Here is a 16,446-nt window from a genome sequence, read left to right on the forward strand (position 1 = left end):
CACTTATGATGGTCCGCAGTCTCATTCGCATTCTTCATCGGGATCGATCACCGAGACGCCGCGAGCATCCGAGGAGTTCCCATGGCCGCTGAGTACCAGGCCCCCACCGCCGACTACGCCTTCCTGTTCGGCGAGGCGTTCGGTCTCGACATCGTCGCCCGCGCGACCGGCGGCGAGCTCACCGCCGCCGACGGCGCGGATGTGATCGCCGGAGCCGGTGAGTTCGCGGCGTCCGTCCTCGCGCCGCTGCAGAGCATCGGCGATCGCGAGGGCGCTCGTCTCGTCGACGGCCAGGTGCGTCTGCCCGACGGGTTCGCCGAGGCCTACGCCGCCTTCGTCGACGCGGGATGGATCAGCGCCGAAGCACCGGACTCGGCCGGCGGTGACGGACTCCCCGGGGCGATTCGGGCCGGTCTCGGCGAGATCTGGAACGCCTCGAACGCCGCGTTCGCGCTGTGCTGGCTGCTCACCGCCGGACAGATCCATGCGCTGGATGCCGCGGCATCCGATCAGATCCGCGAGACGTACCTGACGAAGCTGGTCTCGGGCCAATGGACGGGCACGATGAACCTCACCGAGCCGGCGGCGGGCACCGACCTCGGCGCCATCCGCACGATCGCCACACCCCGCGGGGACGGCACGTACGCGATCCGCGGGCAGAAGATCTTCATCACCTGGGGCGATCACGACGTCGCCGAGAACATCGTTCACCTCGTTCTCGCACGCACGCCCGGCGCCCCCGACGGGGCCAAGGGGCTGTCACTGTTCGTCGCGCCCAAGTACCTCGTCAACACGGACGGCTCGCTCGGCGATCGCAATGCCGTCACGACCGTCGCCGTCGAGCACAAGCTCGGCATCCACGGCAGCCCCACCTGCGTGCTCTCCTACGAGGACGCCATCGGGTACCTCGTCGGCGAGGTCGGCGGGGGACTGGCCGGCATGTTCGTGATGATGAATTCCGCCCGCATCGCGATGGGGTTCCAGGCGACCGGCATCGCCGACCGCGCGCTGCAGCAGGCCACGGCCTATGCCGCTGATCGGGTACAGGGACGCGTCCTCGGCCGCGAGGGCACCGCGCCGATCGCGGAGCACCCCGACGTGCGCCGGCTGCTGCTGTCGATGCGCAGCGAAGTCTTCGCGATGCGCGCTCTGGGCGTCTACGTCGCCGACCTGTTCGACCGGGCGGAGCAGACCGACCATGCCGCCGTGCTCGCGATGGCCGAGTTCTTCGTGCCGATTCTGAAGGGCTGGTCGACGGAGGATGCCGTGGCGCTGACGAGCGACGCCATCCAGGTGCACGGGGGCATGGGCTTCATCGAGGAGACCGGTGCGGCTCAGCACTACCGCGACGCCCGCATCATGCCGATCTACGAAGGCACCACCGCGATCCAGTCCAACGACCTCATCGGACGCAAGGTCATCCGAAACCAGGGGGCGACCGCCGAGGCGCTCTTCGCCGACATCACCGGCACCGTCGCGGCACTGCGCGCGGCGGGCGGCGACGTCGCGGCGCGCACGGCCGCACGCCTCGAGCGGGCCGTGGATGCCGCGCGTCGCGCAACCGCCGATCTCATCGGCTTCGCCGACGCGCCGCGGGATGCGCACGCCGTCAGCGTGCCTTATCTGATGCTCCTCGGCGTCCTTGCCGGCGGTTGGATGCACGCGCTGGCGGTCGTCGCGGTCGCGGCCCACGCCACCCCGGAGGAGGCCGACGCGCAGCGGCTGACCGCGGCGGACTTCTACGGCGCGCACCACCTGCCGCGCGTGCACGCGCTCGCCGAGACCGTCGCCTCGGGGGAGACGGTCTGAGGGCGGACCGCCGCCCTGCCGGGCCGCCGCCGCCCTCGGCATCCCGCGCCGCAACTGCAAGGCCCGTCGGGCGACACGCCGCACCGGATGCCGTGATCCCGGCGTGCCGTCCGGCAGCCCTTGCAGTTCGGTCGGGCAGCCGCCGCGCCCCCGGTCGTTGAGCGAGCGCAGCGCGCCCGCCGCCGCCCTCGGCATCCCGCGCCGCAACTGCAAGGCCCGTCGGGCGACACGCCGCGCGGGATGCCGTGATCCCGGCGTGCCGTCCGGCAGCCCTTGCAGTTCGGTCGGGCAGCGCGCGCTCAGAGCTCGTCGCGCAGGCGCCGCACGACCTCGGCCATCGGCATCCGACGGGGGAAGGTCGCCACGACGACGTCGTCGTTCTGCGCCTGCTCGCCGTCCGGGTGCACGCCGAAGCGGTGCATGAGCTCGTCGTAGGCGTCGGTCAGCACCGACTCGGGGATGTCCTCGGTGCCGCGCAGCAGGCGGCGCAGGACGTGGTTGTGCACCGCGGTCACGGCGGCAGAGAACGCCACGGCGTCGATCGGGTCGAGGCCCGGGAGCGCGGAGCGCAGGTAGTCGTCGAAGAGCCGCTCGTACTGGAAGACGGTCACGATCTCGCGGTCGCGCAGCGCCGGCACCTGGCGCACCACCGCGTAACGGCGGCGGGCGAGTTCGGGCTCGGCGGCGAAGTGGCGGAAGACGTCGACCGATGCCGCGCACGCCGCGGCCCACGGGTTCTGTCCGGCGCTCTCGCCGCCGGCCGTCAGCTTCTGACGCAGGTGCGCGAGGAGCACGTCGTGGTCGCTGAACACGACGTCGTCCTTGCCGCCGAACTGACGGAAGAAGGTCGACCGGGAGACTCCGGCGGCCTGCGCGATCTGCTCCACCGAGGTCGCTTCGAACCCGTGCGCGGCGAAGAGGTCCAGCGCAGCGGCGACGACGGCGTTGCGGGAGGAGGTGGGAGACGCTTCGGCCATGCCCGTGAGCCTAACGCGACCCGGACGCCCGTGCCGCTGCGCGGGGCGGGCGACGGTCGGACCGTTGCGGTGCGTCTACTAAGCTGGGGGATCGGTCGATCTCTCGATATCGAGATTGTTTGAGCACTCTTGTTCCGATACCGAGAACCCTTCGGCACGACACCCACTGACGCCCAGCGAAGGATTGCACGTGGATCTGTACGAGTACCAGGCACGAGACCTGTTCGAGAAGTACGAGGTGCCGGTGCTCCCCGGCATCATCGCCGACACTCCTGAGGAGGCGAAGGCGGCGGCCGAGAAGCTCGGCGGCGTCGTCGTCGTCAAAGCCCAGGTCAAGACCGGAGGCCGGGGCAAGGCCGGCGGCGTCAAGGTCGCCAAGACCTCCGATGACGCCTATGAGGCGGCGAAGGCCATCCTGGGCCTGGACATCAAGGGGCACGTCGTCAAGCGCGTCATGGTCGCCGCGGGCGCCCAGATCGAGAAGGAGTTCTACTTCTCGGTGCTGCTGGACCGCGCCAACCGCTCATACCTGAGCCTGTGCTCGGTCGAGGGCGGCATGGAGATCGAGCAGCTCGCCGTCGAGAAGCCCGAGGCCCTCGCCAAGGTCGAGGTCGACCCGCTGACCGGCATCGACGCCGCCAAGGCGCTCGAGATCGCCAAGGCCGGTGGTTTCGACGACGAGCTGGCCGCCAAGGTCGCCGACGTCTTCGTCAAGCTCTACAACGTCTACACCGGTGAGGGCGCCACCCTCGTCGAGGTGAACCCCCTCATCCAGGATGCCGTGGGCAACATCATCGCCCTCGACGGTAAGGTGTCGCTCGACGACAACGCCACCGAGGTGCGCCACCCCGAGCACGAGGAGCTCGAGGACAAGGACGCCGCCGACCCGCTCGAGGCGAAGGCCAAGGCATCCGGCCTGAACTACGTCAAGCTCGACGGCCAGGTCGGCATCATCGGCAACGGCGCGGGTCTGGTCATGTCGACCCTCGACGTCGTCGCCTACGCCGGTGAGAACCATGGCGGCGTCAAGCCCGCCAACTTCCTCGACATCGGCGGCGGCGCTTCGGCGACCGTCATGGCGGCGGGGCTGGACGTCATCCTCGGCGACCCGCAGGTGAAGTCGGTGTTCGTCAACGTCTTCGGCGGCATCACGTCGTGCGTCGCCGTCGCGGAGGGCATCGTCAAGGCGCTCGAGATCCTCGGCGACGCCGCCACCAAGCCGCTCGTGGTCCGCCTCGATGGCAACCAGGTCGAAGAGGGCCGCGCCATCCTCGCCGCCGCCAACAACCCGCTCGTCACTCTCGCTGCCGGCATGGACGAGGGCGCCGACAAGGCCGCCGAGCTGGCGAACGCCTGAGCCGCGGCATCGGAACAAGGAACTAGGACTATGTCGATCTACCTCAACAAGGACTCCAAGGTCATCGTCCAGGGCATCACCGGCGGTGAGGGCACCAAGCACACCGCGCTGATGCTGAAGGCGGGCACCAACGTCGTCGGCGGTGTCAACGCGCGCAAGGCCGGCACCACCGTCTCGCACGTCGACAAGGACGGCAACCCCGTCGAGCTGCCCGTGTTCGCCTCGGTCGCCGAGGCCATCGCCGCCACCGGCGCCGATGTGTCGATCGCGTTCGTGCCCCCGGCGTTCACGAAGGACGCGATGGTCGAGGCCATCGACACCGAGATCCCGCTCCTCGTCGTCATCACCGAGGGCGTCCCCGTCGGCGACACGGCCGAGGCGTGGGCGTACGCGAAGAGCAAGGGCAACAAGACCCGCATCATCGGTCCGAACTGCCCCGGCATCATCACGCCCGGTGAGGCGCTCGTGGGCATCACTCCCGCGAACATCACCGGCAAGGGACCGATCGGTCTCGTGTCGAAGTCGGGCACCCTGACCTACCAGATGATGTTCGAGCTGCGCGACCTCGGCTTCTCGACGGCCATCGGCATCGGCGGCGACCCCATCATCGGGACGACGCACATCGACGCCCTCGCCGCGTTCGAGGCCGACCCCGAGACCAAGGCGATCGTGATGATCGGCGAGATCGGCGGCGACGCCGAGGAGCGTGCGGCCGAGTTCATCAAGGCGAACGTCACGAAGCCCGTCGTCGGCTACGTCGCGGGCTTCACGGCACCCGAGGGCAAGACGATGGGCCACGCCGGCGCGATCGTCTCCGGCTCGGCGGGCACCGCGCAGGCCAAGAAGGAGGCCCTCGAGGCCGCCGGTGTCAAGGTGGGCAAGACGCCGTCCGAGACGGCTGCCCTCATGCGGGAGATCATCGAGACGCTCTGACGTCCGACGAGAGAGGGGGTGGATGCCGCGGCATCCACCCCCTCTCTCTGTCTCCGCCCCGTGCCGAGCCGCTACGAATCCGCCGAGCCGCCACGAACGGGCGTAGCGGCTCGCGGGAGGGGGCGCGGGTCAGGCTCCCAGCAGGGATTGGATCGGGCCGCGGGCGAAGTAGATCAGGAAGCCGACGGCCACCACCCACAGCAGCGGGCTGATCTGCCGCGCCTTGCCGGAGAGCGAACGCACGACCACCCAGCTGATGAAGCCGGCGCCGATGCCGTTGGCGATCGAGTACGTCATCGGCATGACCGAGACCGTCAGGAACACCGGCAGCAGCACGCTGAAGTCGCCGAGGTCGATGTGCTTGACCTGCGCCATCATCATCGCGCCGACGATCACGAGCGCCGCGGCGGCGACCTCGGTCGGCACGATCGAGGTGAGCGGCGTGAAGAACATCGCCAGGAGGAAGACCACACCGGTCACCACGTTGGCGAGCCCTGTGCGGGCGCCCTCGCCGATTCCGGAGCCCGACTCGATGAACACGGTTGCCGATGACGAGGAGGTCGCGCCTCCCACGACGGCGCCGACGCCTTCGACGACGAGCGCGGACTTGATGCGGGGGAAGTCGCCCTTCTCGTCGGCGAGCCCCGCCTCTTTCGCGAGACCGGTCATGGTGCCCATCGCGTCGAAGAAGTTCGAGAACACGAGCGTGAACACGAGCATGATGAGCGCGACGATGCCGACCTTGCCGATGTCGAAGCCGAAGTCGACGGCGCCGAGCAGGCTCAGGTCGGGGATGCTGACGGGCGACCCGGTGAGGGCGGGGATCGTCAGGCCCCATCCGCCCGGGTGATCGGTCGCCGAACCGAGGTGCCAGATGGCCTCCACGATCACCGAGGCGACCGTGCCGCCGACGAGGCCGATCAGCATGCCGCCCTTCACCTTGCGGGCCACGAGCACGCCCGTGACCAGCAGCGTCAGGACGAACATGAGCGTCGGTATCGACGCGACCGAGCCGCCGATGCCGAGGCCGACCGGCGGGGAGTTCGATCCGGTCGCCGTCACGAACCCGGAGTTCACGAACCCGATGAAGGCGATGAACAGACCGATCGCGACGGTGATGGCGAGCTTCAGCTGCACCGGCACGGCGTCGAAGATGAGCTTGCGCAGGCCCGTGGCGGCCAGCAGCACGATGATGACGCCGTTGATCATCACGAGGGCCATCGCCTCGGGCCAGGTGACCTCGTGGATGACGCTGAAGGCGAGGAACGCATTGATGCCGAGTCCGGCCGCGAACGCGAACGGCAGACGCGTGACGACGCCGAACAGGATCGTCATGACCCCGGCGGTCAGCGCGGTCGCTGCCCCCACGGCGGAGAACGCCAGCTCGTTGCCGGCGATATCCGCCTTGCCCGACAGGATGATCGGATTGAGGATCACGATGTACGCCATCGTGACGAAGGTGACCAGTCCGCCGCGGATCTCGCCCCCGATCGTCGAGCCGCGACGGCTGATCTCGAAGAAGCGGTCGAGCGCCCCGCGCGGGGCGTCGGCGGAACGGGCGGCGGACGTGGGTGTAGCGGGCATGGATCCTCCATCCAGAACCGTAGTGGATGCCGCGCCGCCCCCGCCCCGCGCGCCCCGCGCCCGCTCCTCACCCGGGTAGGTAGGGTCGAACCCGCATGAACCGCCTGCTCGTCCTCCTCCTCGCCGCCGTCGATGCCCTCATCGCGGTGGCCGTCGGTGTCGCCGTCGTGCTCGCACCCCTCACGCTCTTCTGGGTGATGGCGTTGGGGGGCACGGCCGACTGGGGTGCGCTGTGGCCCGCGGCCGTGCGCATCTGGCAGCTCGGTCAGTTCGTGCCGCTGCACATCACGCTCGGCGACGACTACCTCGTCGCCACCGGAATCGCGCCGCAGGCGGCGTCGTTCGTCGTCTCGCTGGCGCCGCTCGCGCTCGCCGTCTTCACGGCCCTCTTCGCGGCGCGCTCCGGCGCCCGTGCCGCCCGCTCCGGGGCGTGGGCGGTGGGGGTGGCTGCCGGCACGCTCGTCACGCTTCTGCTCGCCGCCGCCCTCTGGGCCACCTCGCGCACGCCCGTCGCCGCCGTCTACGGATGGCAGGCGATCCTGCTGCCCACTCTCGTCTTCGCCGTCCCCGCCCTGGTGGGCGCTGTCGTCGAGGCGTGGCGGTTCGGAGACGACGGTCTCATCGATGGCCTCCGCGACCGGATCGACGGCGTCGATGCGCGCCGGGGTCACCCGTGGGTGAGCGCCGTCTCGGCCGCAGTCCGGGGTCTCGCCGCCGCCGTCTCCGGGTTGGTCGGCGTCGGTGCGCTCGTCGTCGCCGTGGCCGCGGTGCTGCGCGGAGGGCAGGTCGTCGCTCTCTTCGAGGCGGCGCACGTCGATGTGCTCGGCGGCGCGGTACTCTCCCTCGGGCAGCTGGTCTACCTGCCGACCCTCATCGTGTGGGGAGCCTCGTTCGCCGCCGGGCCGGGCTTCGCGGTCGGCGCCGGCACTGCCGTATCGCCCGCCGGCACGACTCTCGGCGTCCTCCCCGGCATCCCGTCTCTCGGCCTCATCCCCGACAACCCCTCGCCGTGGCTGTTCGCCCTCGTCCTGGTGGTCGTCGCCGTCGGTTTCGTCGCCGGAGCGACCGCCCGTGCCCGCCTCGCGTCCGCTGACGAGTTCGGCGCCCCGCGGGAGTCGACCACGGCTGTGCGCTTGTTCGTCTTCGGCGTGATCGTCGTGCTCGGAGCCGCCGCGGCGGCGCTGCTGGCGGTCCTCGCATCGGGCGCGGTCGGGCCCGGACGCCTCAGCACCGTCGGACCGGCCGCCGGTCCGTTCGCGTTCTGCGTGGGTGTCGAGCTCGCCGTCGGAGCCGCGATCGCGCTCTTCTCCCCGGCGCACACCAGAGACCCCGCCGGCGCGCCGGTAGACTGACCGGGTGCTGACGGTCGCCGTACTCATCTCGGGCACCGGCTCCAATCTCCGAGCCCTCCTCGAGGCTGCCGCCGACCCCGCATTCCCGGCACGCATCGTCGTCGTCGGCGCCGATCGCGAGGCGGAAGGCTTCGCCCACGCCGAAGCCTTCGGCATCCCGACCTTCCTCGTGCCTTTCCGGGAGTTCGAGACGCGCGAGCAGTGGGGCGAGGAACTCGACCGCCAGCTGCGGGTGTGGAACCCCGGTCTCGTGGTGCTGAGCGGTCTCATGCGGCTGCTTCCGGCGTCGGTCGTCGACGCGTGGGCACCCCGCATCATCAACACCCACCCCGCCTACCTGCCCGAGTTCCCGGGCGCCCACGGCGTCCGCGACGCCCTCGCGGCCGGCGTGACCCAGACCGGGGCGAGTGTCATCGTCGTCGACAACGGGGTGGACTCCGGGCCGATCCTGGCCCAGGAGCGCGTCGCCGTGCTGCCCGACGACACCGAGCAGAGCCTGCACGAGCGCATCAAACCGGTCGAACGGCGCCTGCTCATCGATGTCGTCCGCGCGGTCGCGTCCGGAGAGCTCGAGCTGTCCGCCGTCGCCTCCGACGCGGCTGCGTCCTGAAGAACCGATCCACCTCGAACACTGGAGCCCCGCATGGCCGGTCCTGCCGTCGATCCCGCCCTCTACCGATCCCGTGACCTCGTGCCCGTCCGCCGGGCGCTCATCTCGGTGAGCGACAAGACCGACCTGCTGCCGCTCGCTGAGGCCCTGGATGCCGCGGGCGTCGAGATCGTGTCGACCGGCGGCTCGGCGGCGCTCCTGCGCGACGCGGGCCTCGCCGTCAAGGATGTGGCCGAGATCACCGGGTTCCCCGAGTCGCTGGGCGGGCGCGTGAAGACGCTGCACCCCAGCGTGCACGCGGGGCTGCTGGCCGACCTTCGTCTCGAAGACCACGAGACGCAGCTGGACGCCCTCGGCATCCTGCCCTTCGAGCTCGTCGTGGTGAACCTCTATCCGTTCGTCGAGACCGTCGCCTCCGGTGCCGTCGGAGATGCGGTCGTGGAACAGATCGACATCGGCGGGCCGGCCATGGTGCGCGCCTCGGCCAAGAACTTCGCAAACGTCGCCATCGCCGTCTCGCCGGCGTCCTACCCCGCGATCATCGAGGCGCTCGGTGCCGGGGGCACCTCGCTCGCCCAGCGCCGCGAGCTCGCCGCGCGCGCCTTCGCGCACACCGCCGCCTACGACCGTGCCGTCGCCACCTGGTTCGCGCAGGAGACCCTCGAGGCGGAGGGCGACCTGCCCCAGCACCTCACGATCAAGGCCGAGCGGCTGAGCACGCTCCGCTACGGCGAGAACTCGCACCAGCGCGCCGCGATCTACACGCGCGCCGGCGCCCACGGCATCGCCCAGGCCGAGCAGATCCAGGGCAAGGAGATGTCGTACAACAACTACGTCGACGCCGACGCGGCCCTGCGCGCAGCTTTCGACATGGTCAAGCCGGCGGTGGCGATCATCAAGCACGCCAACCCCTGCGGCATCGCGGTCGCGGCGCCCAACGCGCTCGACCCCATCGCGTCGGCGCATCTGCGCGCCCACGAGTGCGACCCCGTCTCGGCGTTCGGCGGCGTGATCGCCGCGAACCGCACGGTCACCCTGAAGATGGCCGAAAACCTGCGTGACATCTTCACCGAGGTCATCGTCGCCCCCGACTTCGAGCCGGAGGCGCTGGAAGTCTTCGCCCTGAAGAAGAATCTGCGCGTGCTCCGCCTTCCCGCCGACTGGCGGCAGGAGCCGATGGACGTGCGTCTGCTGTCCGGCGGGCTCCTGCTGCAGGATGCCGACCGCTTCCCCGATGACATCGAGTCGGTCGCGAAGGACTGGGAGCTCGTCTCCGGCGAGCGCCCCGACAGCGCGGAGGAGATGGAGAACCTCATCTTCGCGTGGAAGGCCTGCCGCGCCGTCAAGTCCAACGCGATCGTGCTCGCTCAGGGGCTCGCGACCGTCGGCATCGGCATGGGACAGGTCAACCGCGTCGACTCATGCCGCCTCGCCGTCGAGCGCGCCGGAGACCGCGCGGCGGGGTCGGTGGCCGCATCCGACGCGTTCTTCCCCTTCGCCGACGGCCCGCAGGTGCTGATCGACGCCGGCATCCGCACCATCGTGCAGCCGGGAGGCTCGGTGCGCGATCAGGAGGTCATCGACGCGGCGCGCGCCGCGGGCGTGACGATGTTCTTCACGGGAGAGCGTCACTTCTTCCACTGATCAGGCTGACGCCGCGGCATCCACGGGGCAGGGTGGATGCCGCGCACTGCCGTGTCCGATTTCCGCGAGCGGGCGGCGCGCAGCCGTGTCAGGCTGGACGCATGCCCCACGTCGACGCCACCGCCGCGATGACGTTCGACGAGCGCTACCGCGCCATCGACGCTCGTGACGTGCGCTTCGACGGTCAGTTCGTCACGGCCGTCCGTTCGACCGGCATCTACTGCCGTCCCAGCTGTCCCGCGCGCACGCCCAAGCCTGCCAACGTCACGTTCTATCCCACGTCGGCCGCGGCCCACGAGGCGGGGTACCGAGCCTGCAAGCGGTGCCTGCCCGAGGCCGCGCCCGGCTCGCCCGCGTGGGACCTGCGCGGCGACATCGCCGGACGCGCGATGCGGCTCATCGCCGACGGCGTCGTCGAGCGCGAGGGTGTTCCGGGGCTCGCGCGCCGCCTCGGCTACTCGGCCCGCCACCTCACGCGCCTGCTCACCGCCGAGCTCGGCGCCGGGCCCCTCGCGCTCGCCCGCGCTCAGCGGGCCCACACCGCGCGGATGCTCCTCGTATCCACCGACCTGACGGCCGCCGACGTCGCCTTCTCCGCCGGATTCGCGAGCGTCCGTCAGTTCAACGACACGGTCCGCGAGGTGTTCGGCCTCTCGCCGAGCGACCTGCGTGCGCGCCGACCGGCGGCGGCGCGCACGGTGAGCGCCCCGGCCGCCGGGACGATCGATCTCGTGCTGCCGTACCGCACGCCGTTCGACGCCGCCGGGCTGTTCGCCTGGATGCGCGCCCGCGCCGTCGCGGGGGTCGAGGAGGCCGGCGACGACGCGTTCGCCCGCGTTCTGCGGCTGCCCGGGGGTCCGGTGTGGTTCGCGATCCGGCTCGATGGCGCGGGGAAGCTGCGGCTGAACGCCCGGTTGACCCACCTCGGCGATCTTCCTGTGCTGGTGAGCCGCGTACGGCGGCTGTTCGACCTCGACGCCGACCCGACGGCGGTGGATGCCGCGTTGTCGGCGCATCCTGTCGTCGCGCCGCTGGTCGCGGCGACCGGCGGCATCCGCGTGCCCGGCGCCGCCGACCCGCACGAGATGCTCATCCGCGCGATGATCGGTCAGCAGATCACCGTCGCGGCCGCGCGCACGGCTCTGACCGCGCTGACGGCCGAACTGGGGGAGCGCGTGGCGCCGCACGACGGCCTCGACCGCCTCTTTCCCACGATGGCGGCCATCGCCGAGCACGGCGCCGAGGTGCTGCGCGGCCCCGCCGCGCGCATCCGCGCGGTCACCGGTGCCGCTGCGGCGCTCGCCTCGGGCGCGCTCGAGCTGGGTCCCGGCGATGACAGCCTCGCTCAGCGCGAGGCGCTGCTGGCACTGCCCGGCGTCGGGCCCTGGACCGCCGACTACGTGCGCATGCGCGTGCTCGGCGACCCCGACATCACCCTGCCCGGCGATGTCGCCGTCCGCGCCGGAGCGGCAGCGGCAGGCCTCCCCGCCGACCCGCGCGGGTACGAGGCGTGGGCCGTCCGTGCCGCGCCCTGGCGCAGCTATCTCACCGCCCACCTCTGGCGCGCCGCGCCGACCACGGCGATCCGTGCCCCCCGCGCACGCACCGCACCCCGCGAACGGAGCCCTCGATGACCGCGACCATCCAGACGATCCCCACTGCCGACGGCCCCTTCACGCTGCTCACCGATGACCGCGGACGCGTGCTCGCGAGCGGCTGGAGCGCCGACCCCGCTGCCATCCTCGGCCGGATCGCCCTCGCTGCCGCGGACATCCGCGAGGGGGAGACGGATGCCGCGTCCGCCGTGGACGCGTACTACGCGGGTGACCTGACGGCGATCGACACGGTCGCCGTCGCCCAGACCGGCACCGCTCTGCAACTCGAAGGGTGGGCGGCGTTGCGCCGCATCGCCGCGGGCCACCCCCTCACGTACGCAGAGTTCGCCGCCGCGCTGGGACGGCCCGCGGCCGTGCGCGTCGCGGCATCCATCTGCGCCCGCAACGCCCCGGCCCTGTTCGTGCCGTGCCATCGGGTGCTCCGCACCGGCGGTGGCCTCGGCGGTTTCGCCTGGGGTCTCGACGTGAAGCGCGCGTTGCTCGCGCGGGAGTCGGTCGCGCGCGCCTGAGGCGCCGCTGTGAAAAAATCCTTGCCCCCGGTGAACGCAGCGGCATAGGCTGGGGGGCTGTCGCGCCCGTGCGAGAAACCGCGTGGGCCGCAGTCCCCGTTCACCGACTCCCTGGAGGAAGCCATGTCCACGGCCATCGTCACCACGAAGCCCGCCTTCCTCCGTCCGTCGAACGCCGCCCCGGCCCCGGTCGAGGCCGCCGGAATCGGTCGGGGATAACGCGCCGCGCGTCCTCCTTCGGCGGCATCGTCCCGCCGCGCGTTACCTCCGACAGGGCTTTCCGTCCTGCCGCGCCTTCGTGCGCCCACCCGTCACCTTTCGCCGGCCGCGTGACCCCGGCATCCGTTCCACCCCTCCGCAAGGATCATGACCTCCTCCTCAACGCCCTCCGAGCTCACCCCTCCCGTCGAGCGCCTGTCGACGGTGCGCGCGCTCGCGCGTCTCTACCCCTTCGCCCGGTCCGTCCTGCCCCGGCTCGTGTTGGGCGCCGTCAGCGCGCTCGTGGCGAGCCTGCTCGCCCTCTCGATCCCGCTCGTGCTCGAAGTGCTCGTGCAGGGCCCGATCGCCGCGGGAGCGAGCGCCACCGGCGATCGCAGCCAGCTCGTGTGGGGCGCCGCTCTCATCCTCGTGCTCGGGCTTCTCGAAGCCGTCATGGTGTGGCTGCGGCGCTGGTTCGTGCTGGCACCGTCGACCAAGGTCGAGTACGACCTGCGCACGAGCTTCTACGAACGTCTTCAGCGCCTGCCGGTCGCGTTCCACGACCGCTGGCAGTCGGGACAGCTGCTCTCGCGCATGATGCAGGACATCAGCATGCTGCGGCGCTGGATGGCCTTCGGCATCGTCCTGCTCGTCGTCAACCTGCTGACGATCCTCGTGGGGATGGCGCTGCTGTTCCGTTGGCACTGGGCGCTCGGCGTCACCTTCCTGATCGTCTGCGCCCCGCTCTGGTACGCCGGCTACCGGTTCGAGAAGACGTACGGCACGCTCGCGCGCCAGAGCCAGGACCAGGCCGGCGATCTCGCGACCAGCGTGGAGGAGAGCGTCCACGGCATCCGCGTGCTGAAGGCGTTCGGGCGCGGAAAGCACGCCCTCCTCAAGTTCACCCGTCAGGCCGAGACCCTCCGCGAGACCGAGCTGAGCAAAGCGCGCGCCGTCGGCTGGATCTGGTTCTGGCTCGTGCTGCTGCCCGAGATCGCGTTCGCGCTGTGCCTCGGTGTCGGCATCGTGCTGCAGCAGCTCGGCCAGCTCGGCATCGCCGAGCTCGTCGCGTTCTTCGCGATGGCCACCGTGCTGCGCTGGCCGATGGAGTCGATCGGCTTCCTCTTCTCGTTCCTGCTCGACGCCCGTACCGCGAGCGACCGCATCTTCGAGGTGTTCGACGAGGAGAACACGATCACCGATCCCGCCGCGCCCGTCGTGCTGGGCGCATCGCGCGGCGCACTCGCGTTCGAGGGTGTGCACTTCCGCTATCAGGATGCCGCGGCGCGGGAGCGGGATCTGCTCGACGGCATCGATCTCACGCTCGTGCCGGGCGAGACCATGGCGCTCGTGGGGCTCACCGGATCGGGCAAGACGACCTTGACCACCCTGCCCGCTCGCCTGTACGACGTCACCGCAGGGCGCGTGACGATCGATGGCGTGGACGTCCGCGACCTCACCCTGAAAGAGCTGCGCACCCACGTCGGCATGGCCTTCGAGGACTCGACACTGTTCTCCCAGACCGTGCGCGAGAACGTGCTGCTGGGTCGTGAAGACCTGGCGCCGGGCAGCGCGCAGGCCGAGGCGGTGCTGCGTGAGGCGCTCGCCGTCGCGCAGGCCGGTTTCGTGGACGAGCTGCCCGACGGGGTCGACACGATCATCGGCGAAGAGGGGCTCTCGCTCTCGGGCGGCCAGCGCCAGCGCCTCGCGCTGGCCCGTGCGATCGCGGCCCGTCCGGCCGTGCTCGTGCTCGACGACCCGCTGTCGGCGCTCGACGTCGACACCGAGGCGCTCGTAGAGGACGCCCTGCGCGACGTGATGGCCGACACGACGACCCTCGTCATCGCGCACCGACCCTCGACGGTCACCCTCGCCGACCGGGTTGCGCTGCTCGAAGAGGGGCGGATCACCGCCGTCGGCACCCACACCGAGCTGCTGCGCAGCAGCGAGCACTACCGGCACGTCATCTCGAGCCTCGAGGATGCCGAAGCACAAGAGAACACCCGCCTGCGGGAGACGGAGGTGAACCTGTGAGTACGGGATCCGTCGCCGGAACCACCGGTGAAGACCGCTCGGACTACACGCGCGACGAATCGCGCTCCATCCGGCAGCGTTCGCTGCGGCTGCTCGGATCGCTCGTCGATCCGCTGCGGTGGCAGCTCGTGCTGGCCCTCGTCGTGCTGGTGATCTCCACCGCGCTGCGCGTGGCCGGTCCCGCTCTGATCGCCTACGGCCTCAACACGGCGCTTCCGCAAGCCATGCAGGATGCCGACTGGATGCCCACCATCGTCATCGTCGTCGTGTACCTCCTCGCCGGCGTCGGCGGTGCTGCGCTCATCGGCTGGTACGCGGTCGTGGCCGCGCGGCTGACGCAGGCTGTCATGCTTGACCTGCGCACCCGCATCTTCCTGCACACGCAGCGATTGAGCCTCGAGTTCCACGAGTCGTACACGTCGGGGCGCATCATCTCGCGTCAGACGAGCGACCTCGACTCCATCCGCGAGCTGCTCGACGGCGGCCTCAACGAGCTGGTTTCGGGCGTGCTCTACGGGGCCTTCACCCTGATCGCGCTGCTGCTGCTGGACTGGCAGTCGGGTGTCATCCTCGCGGTCGCCGGCATCCCGCTGTACCTGCTGATGCGCTGGTTCTACCGCAACTCGCAGCGTGCGTACCGCGAGTCGCGGGTGGTCAGCGCGAAGGTCATCGTCAAGTTCGTCGAAACGATGACCGGCATCCGCGCCGTCAAGGCGTTCCGCAAGGAGCCGCGCAACGACGAGGAGTTCGGCGAGCTGTCGGGTCAGTACCGCGACGTCAACATGCGCTCGCTGCGCCTGTTCGGAACGTTCGAGCCGGGCATGATGGCGGTCTCCGCGTTCGCCGTGGCCGGTGTGCTGCTCTGGGGCGGTCTGCGGGTGGTCGACGGGGCGCTGCTGGTGGGAACGTTGCTGGCCGCCGTGCTGTATGTGCGGAACTTCTTCTCGCCGCTGCAGGAAGTGGCGATGTTCCTGAACTCGTACCAGTCGGCGACCGCCGCCCTCGAGAAGGTCTCGGGGGTGCTGGAGGAGCAGCCCACCGTTCCCGATCCTGCACGTCCGGTCGACCTGTGGAAGGCCGCGGGACACGTCGAGTTCCGAGACGTCGTGTTCGGCTACTCCGACGAACGCACGATCCTGCCGCACTTCTCGCTCGACATCCCCGCCGGTCAGACCATCGCCCTGGTGGGGACGACGGGCGCCGGCAAGTCGACGCTCGCCAAGCTCGTGTCGCGGTTCTATGACCCGTCGCGCGGCGCTGTGACGCTCGATGGTGTCGATCTGCGGGAACTGCATCCGAAAGACCTGCGCCGTGCCATCGTGATGGTCACGCAGGAGGCGTATCTGTTCAGTGGAACGGTCGCCGACAACATCGCGCTCGGAAAGCCTGACGCCACGTTCGAGGAGATCCGCGCCGCCGCCCGCGCGGTCGGCGCCGACGCCTTCATCGAGCGCCTGCCCGACGGGTACGACACCGACGTGAACAAGCGCGGCGGTCGGGTGTCGGCAGGACAGCGTCAGCTGATCTCCTTCGCGCGCGCCTTCCTCGCCGACCCCGCGGTGCTCATCCTCGATGAGGCGACCGCGTCGCTGGACATCCCGAGCGAGAGGCAGATCCAGGCCGCGCTGCAGACGCTGCTGGCCGACCGCACCGCCATCATCATCGCGCACCGGCTGTCGACCGTGTCGATCGCCGACCGCGTGCTGGTGATGGAGCACGGCCGCATCATCGAGGATGACACCCCCGCCAGCCTCATCGCCGGTACGGGCAAGTTCGCGCAGCTGCACAGCGCCTGGAAGCAGTCGCTCGTCTGACGACGCCCA

12 protein-coding genes are annotated in these 16,446 nt (G+C 70.6%); 10 read left to right on the plus strand and 2 right to left on the minus strand.

Annotation, left to right across the window (positions count from 1 at the left end; all coding sequences use genetic code 11):
* The first annotated feature begins 81 nt into the window (after positions 1–81).
* A complete protein-coding gene (locus JOE53_RS01905) occupies positions 82–1,809 on the plus strand; it encodes an acyl-CoA dehydrogenase (RefSeq protein WP_204946594.1) in 1,728 nt (575 codons plus the stop codon).
* A gap of 299 nt (positions 1,810–2,108) precedes the next feature.
* Here JOE53_RS01905 and JOE53_RS01910 read toward each other — a convergent pair whose 3' ends face one another.
* On the minus strand, positions 2,109–2,786 hold the full coding sequence (locus tag JOE53_RS01910; protein ID WP_061683905.1) for a TetR/AcrR family transcriptional regulator: 678 nt from the start codon (positions 2,784–2,786) through the stop codon (positions 2,109–2,111).
* A gap of 190 nt (positions 2,787–2,976) precedes the next feature.
* On the opposite strand from JOE53_RS01910, the gene sucC reads away from it, so the two are divergent.
* Positions 2,977–4,143 carry an ADP-forming succinate--CoA ligase subunit beta gene (sucC, locus tag JOE53_RS01915; protein WP_204946595.1) on the plus strand — a complete coding sequence of 389 codons (1,167 nt, stop codon included), beginning with the start codon at positions 2,977–2,979 and terminating at the stop codon, positions 4,141–4,143.
* A 30-nt stretch (positions 4,144–4,173) separates the two neighbouring features.
* Positions 4,174–5,076, plus strand: a complete 903-nt coding sequence (gene sucD / locus JOE53_RS01920; protein ID WP_039414217.1) for a succinate--CoA ligase subunit alpha — start codon at positions 4,174–4,176, stop codon at positions 5,074–5,076.
* Between the two features lie 129 nt (positions 5,077–5,205).
* On the opposite strand, the gene JOE53_RS01925 is transcribed toward sucD, so the two are convergent.
* Positions 5,206–6,660 (minus strand): NCS2 family permease, encoded by a 1,455-nt coding sequence (locus tag JOE53_RS01925; RefSeq protein WP_204946596.1) that lies wholly within the window; start codon positions 6,658–6,660, stop codon positions 5,206–5,208.
* Between the two features lie 95 nt (positions 6,661–6,755).
* On the opposite strand from JOE53_RS01925, the gene JOE53_RS01930 reads away from it, so the two are divergent.
* The 7 genes from JOE53_RS01930 to JOE53_RS01960 all read left to right on the plus strand — a co-directional run bounded on the left by JOE53_RS01930 (position 6,756) and on the right by JOE53_RS01960 (position 16,437).
* The gene (locus JOE53_RS01930) at positions 6,756–8,012 is read left to right on the plus strand and encodes a cell division protein PerM (protein ID WP_204946597.1); all 1,257 of its coding nucleotides are present in this window, start codon (positions 6,756–6,758) and stop codon (positions 8,010–8,012) included.
* Positions 8,013–8,016: 4 nt separating this feature from the next.
* Positions 8,017–8,622 carry a phosphoribosylglycinamide formyltransferase gene (purN, locus tag JOE53_RS01935; protein WP_204946598.1) on the plus strand — a complete coding sequence of 202 codons (606 nt, stop codon included), beginning with the start codon at positions 8,017–8,019 and terminating at the stop codon, positions 8,620–8,622.
* 33 nt (positions 8,623–8,655) lie between these two features.
* Positions 8,656–10,266, plus strand: a complete 1,611-nt coding sequence (gene purH, locus JOE53_RS01940) for a bifunctional phosphoribosylaminoimidazolecarboxamide formyltransferase/IMP cyclohydrolase (RefSeq protein WP_204946599.1) — start codon at positions 8,656–8,658, stop codon at positions 10,264–10,266.
* Positions 10,267–10,367: 101 nt separating this feature from the next.
* The gene (locus tag JOE53_RS01945; RefSeq protein ID WP_204946600.1) at positions 10,368–11,900 is read left to right on the plus strand and encodes a DNA-3-methyladenine glycosylase 2 family protein; all 1,533 of its coding nucleotides are present in this window, start codon (positions 10,368–10,370) and stop codon (positions 11,898–11,900) included.
* Positions 11,897–12,391 (plus strand): methylated-DNA--[protein]-cysteine S-methyltransferase, encoded by a 495-nt coding sequence (locus JOE53_RS01950; RefSeq protein ID WP_204946601.1) that lies wholly within the window; start codon positions 11,897–11,899, stop codon positions 12,389–12,391. The genes JOE53_RS01945 and JOE53_RS01950 overlap by 4 nt, the downstream gene beginning before the upstream one ends.
* 366 nt (positions 12,392–12,757) lie before the next feature.
* On the plus strand, positions 12,758–14,623 hold the full coding sequence (locus JOE53_RS01955; protein WP_204946602.1) for an ABC transporter ATP-binding protein: 1,866 nt from the start codon (positions 12,758–12,760) through the stop codon (positions 14,621–14,623).
* Entirely contained in the window at positions 14,620–16,437 is a 1,818-nt protein-coding gene (locus tag JOE53_RS01960; protein WP_204946603.1) for an ABC transporter ATP-binding protein, read from the plus strand. The genes JOE53_RS01955 and JOE53_RS01960 overlap by 4 nt, the downstream gene beginning before the upstream one ends.
* Positions 16,438–16,446: the final 9 nt, after the last annotated feature.

The organism is Microbacterium laevaniformans, assembly GCF_016907555.1.
GTDB classification, from domain to species: domain Bacteria; phylum Actinomycetota; class Actinomycetes; order Actinomycetales; family Microbacteriaceae; genus Microbacterium; species Microbacterium laevaniformans.

Bases quoted from the DNA above. Each gene is read 5' to 3' on its own strand.
- JOE53_RS01905 (WP_204946594.1), top strand. From the start codon at position 82: ATGGCCGCTGAGTACCAGGCCCCCACCGCCGACTACGCCTTCCTGTTC.
- JOE53_RS01910 (WP_061683905.1), bottom strand. From the start codon at position 2,786: ATGGCCGAAGCGTCTCCCACCTCCTCCCGCAACGCCGTCGTCGCCGCT.
- sucD (WP_039414217.1), top strand. From the start codon at position 4,174: ATGTCGATCTACCTCAACAAGGACTCCAAGGTCATCGTCCAGGGCATC.
- JOE53_RS01925 (WP_204946596.1), bottom strand. From the start codon at position 6,660: ATGCCCGCTACACCCACGTCCGCCGCCCGTTCCGCCGACGCCCCGCGC.
- JOE53_RS01930 (WP_204946597.1), top strand. From the start codon at position 6,756: ATGAACCGCCTGCTCGTCCTCCTCCTCGCCGCCGTCGATGCCCTCATC.
- purH (WP_204946599.1), top strand. From the start codon at position 8,656: ATGGCCGGTCCTGCCGTCGATCCCGCCCTCTACCGATCCCGTGACCTC.
- JOE53_RS01945 (WP_204946600.1), top strand. From the start codon at position 10,368: ATGCCCCACGTCGACGCCACCGCCGCGATGACGTTCGACGAGCGCTAC.
- JOE53_RS01950 (WP_204946601.1), top strand. From the start codon at position 11,897: ATGACCGCGACCATCCAGACGATCCCCACTGCCGACGGCCCCTTCACG.
- JOE53_RS01955 (WP_204946602.1), top strand. From the start codon at position 12,758: ATGACCTCCTCCTCAACGCCCTCCGAGCTCACCCCTCCCGTCGAGCGC.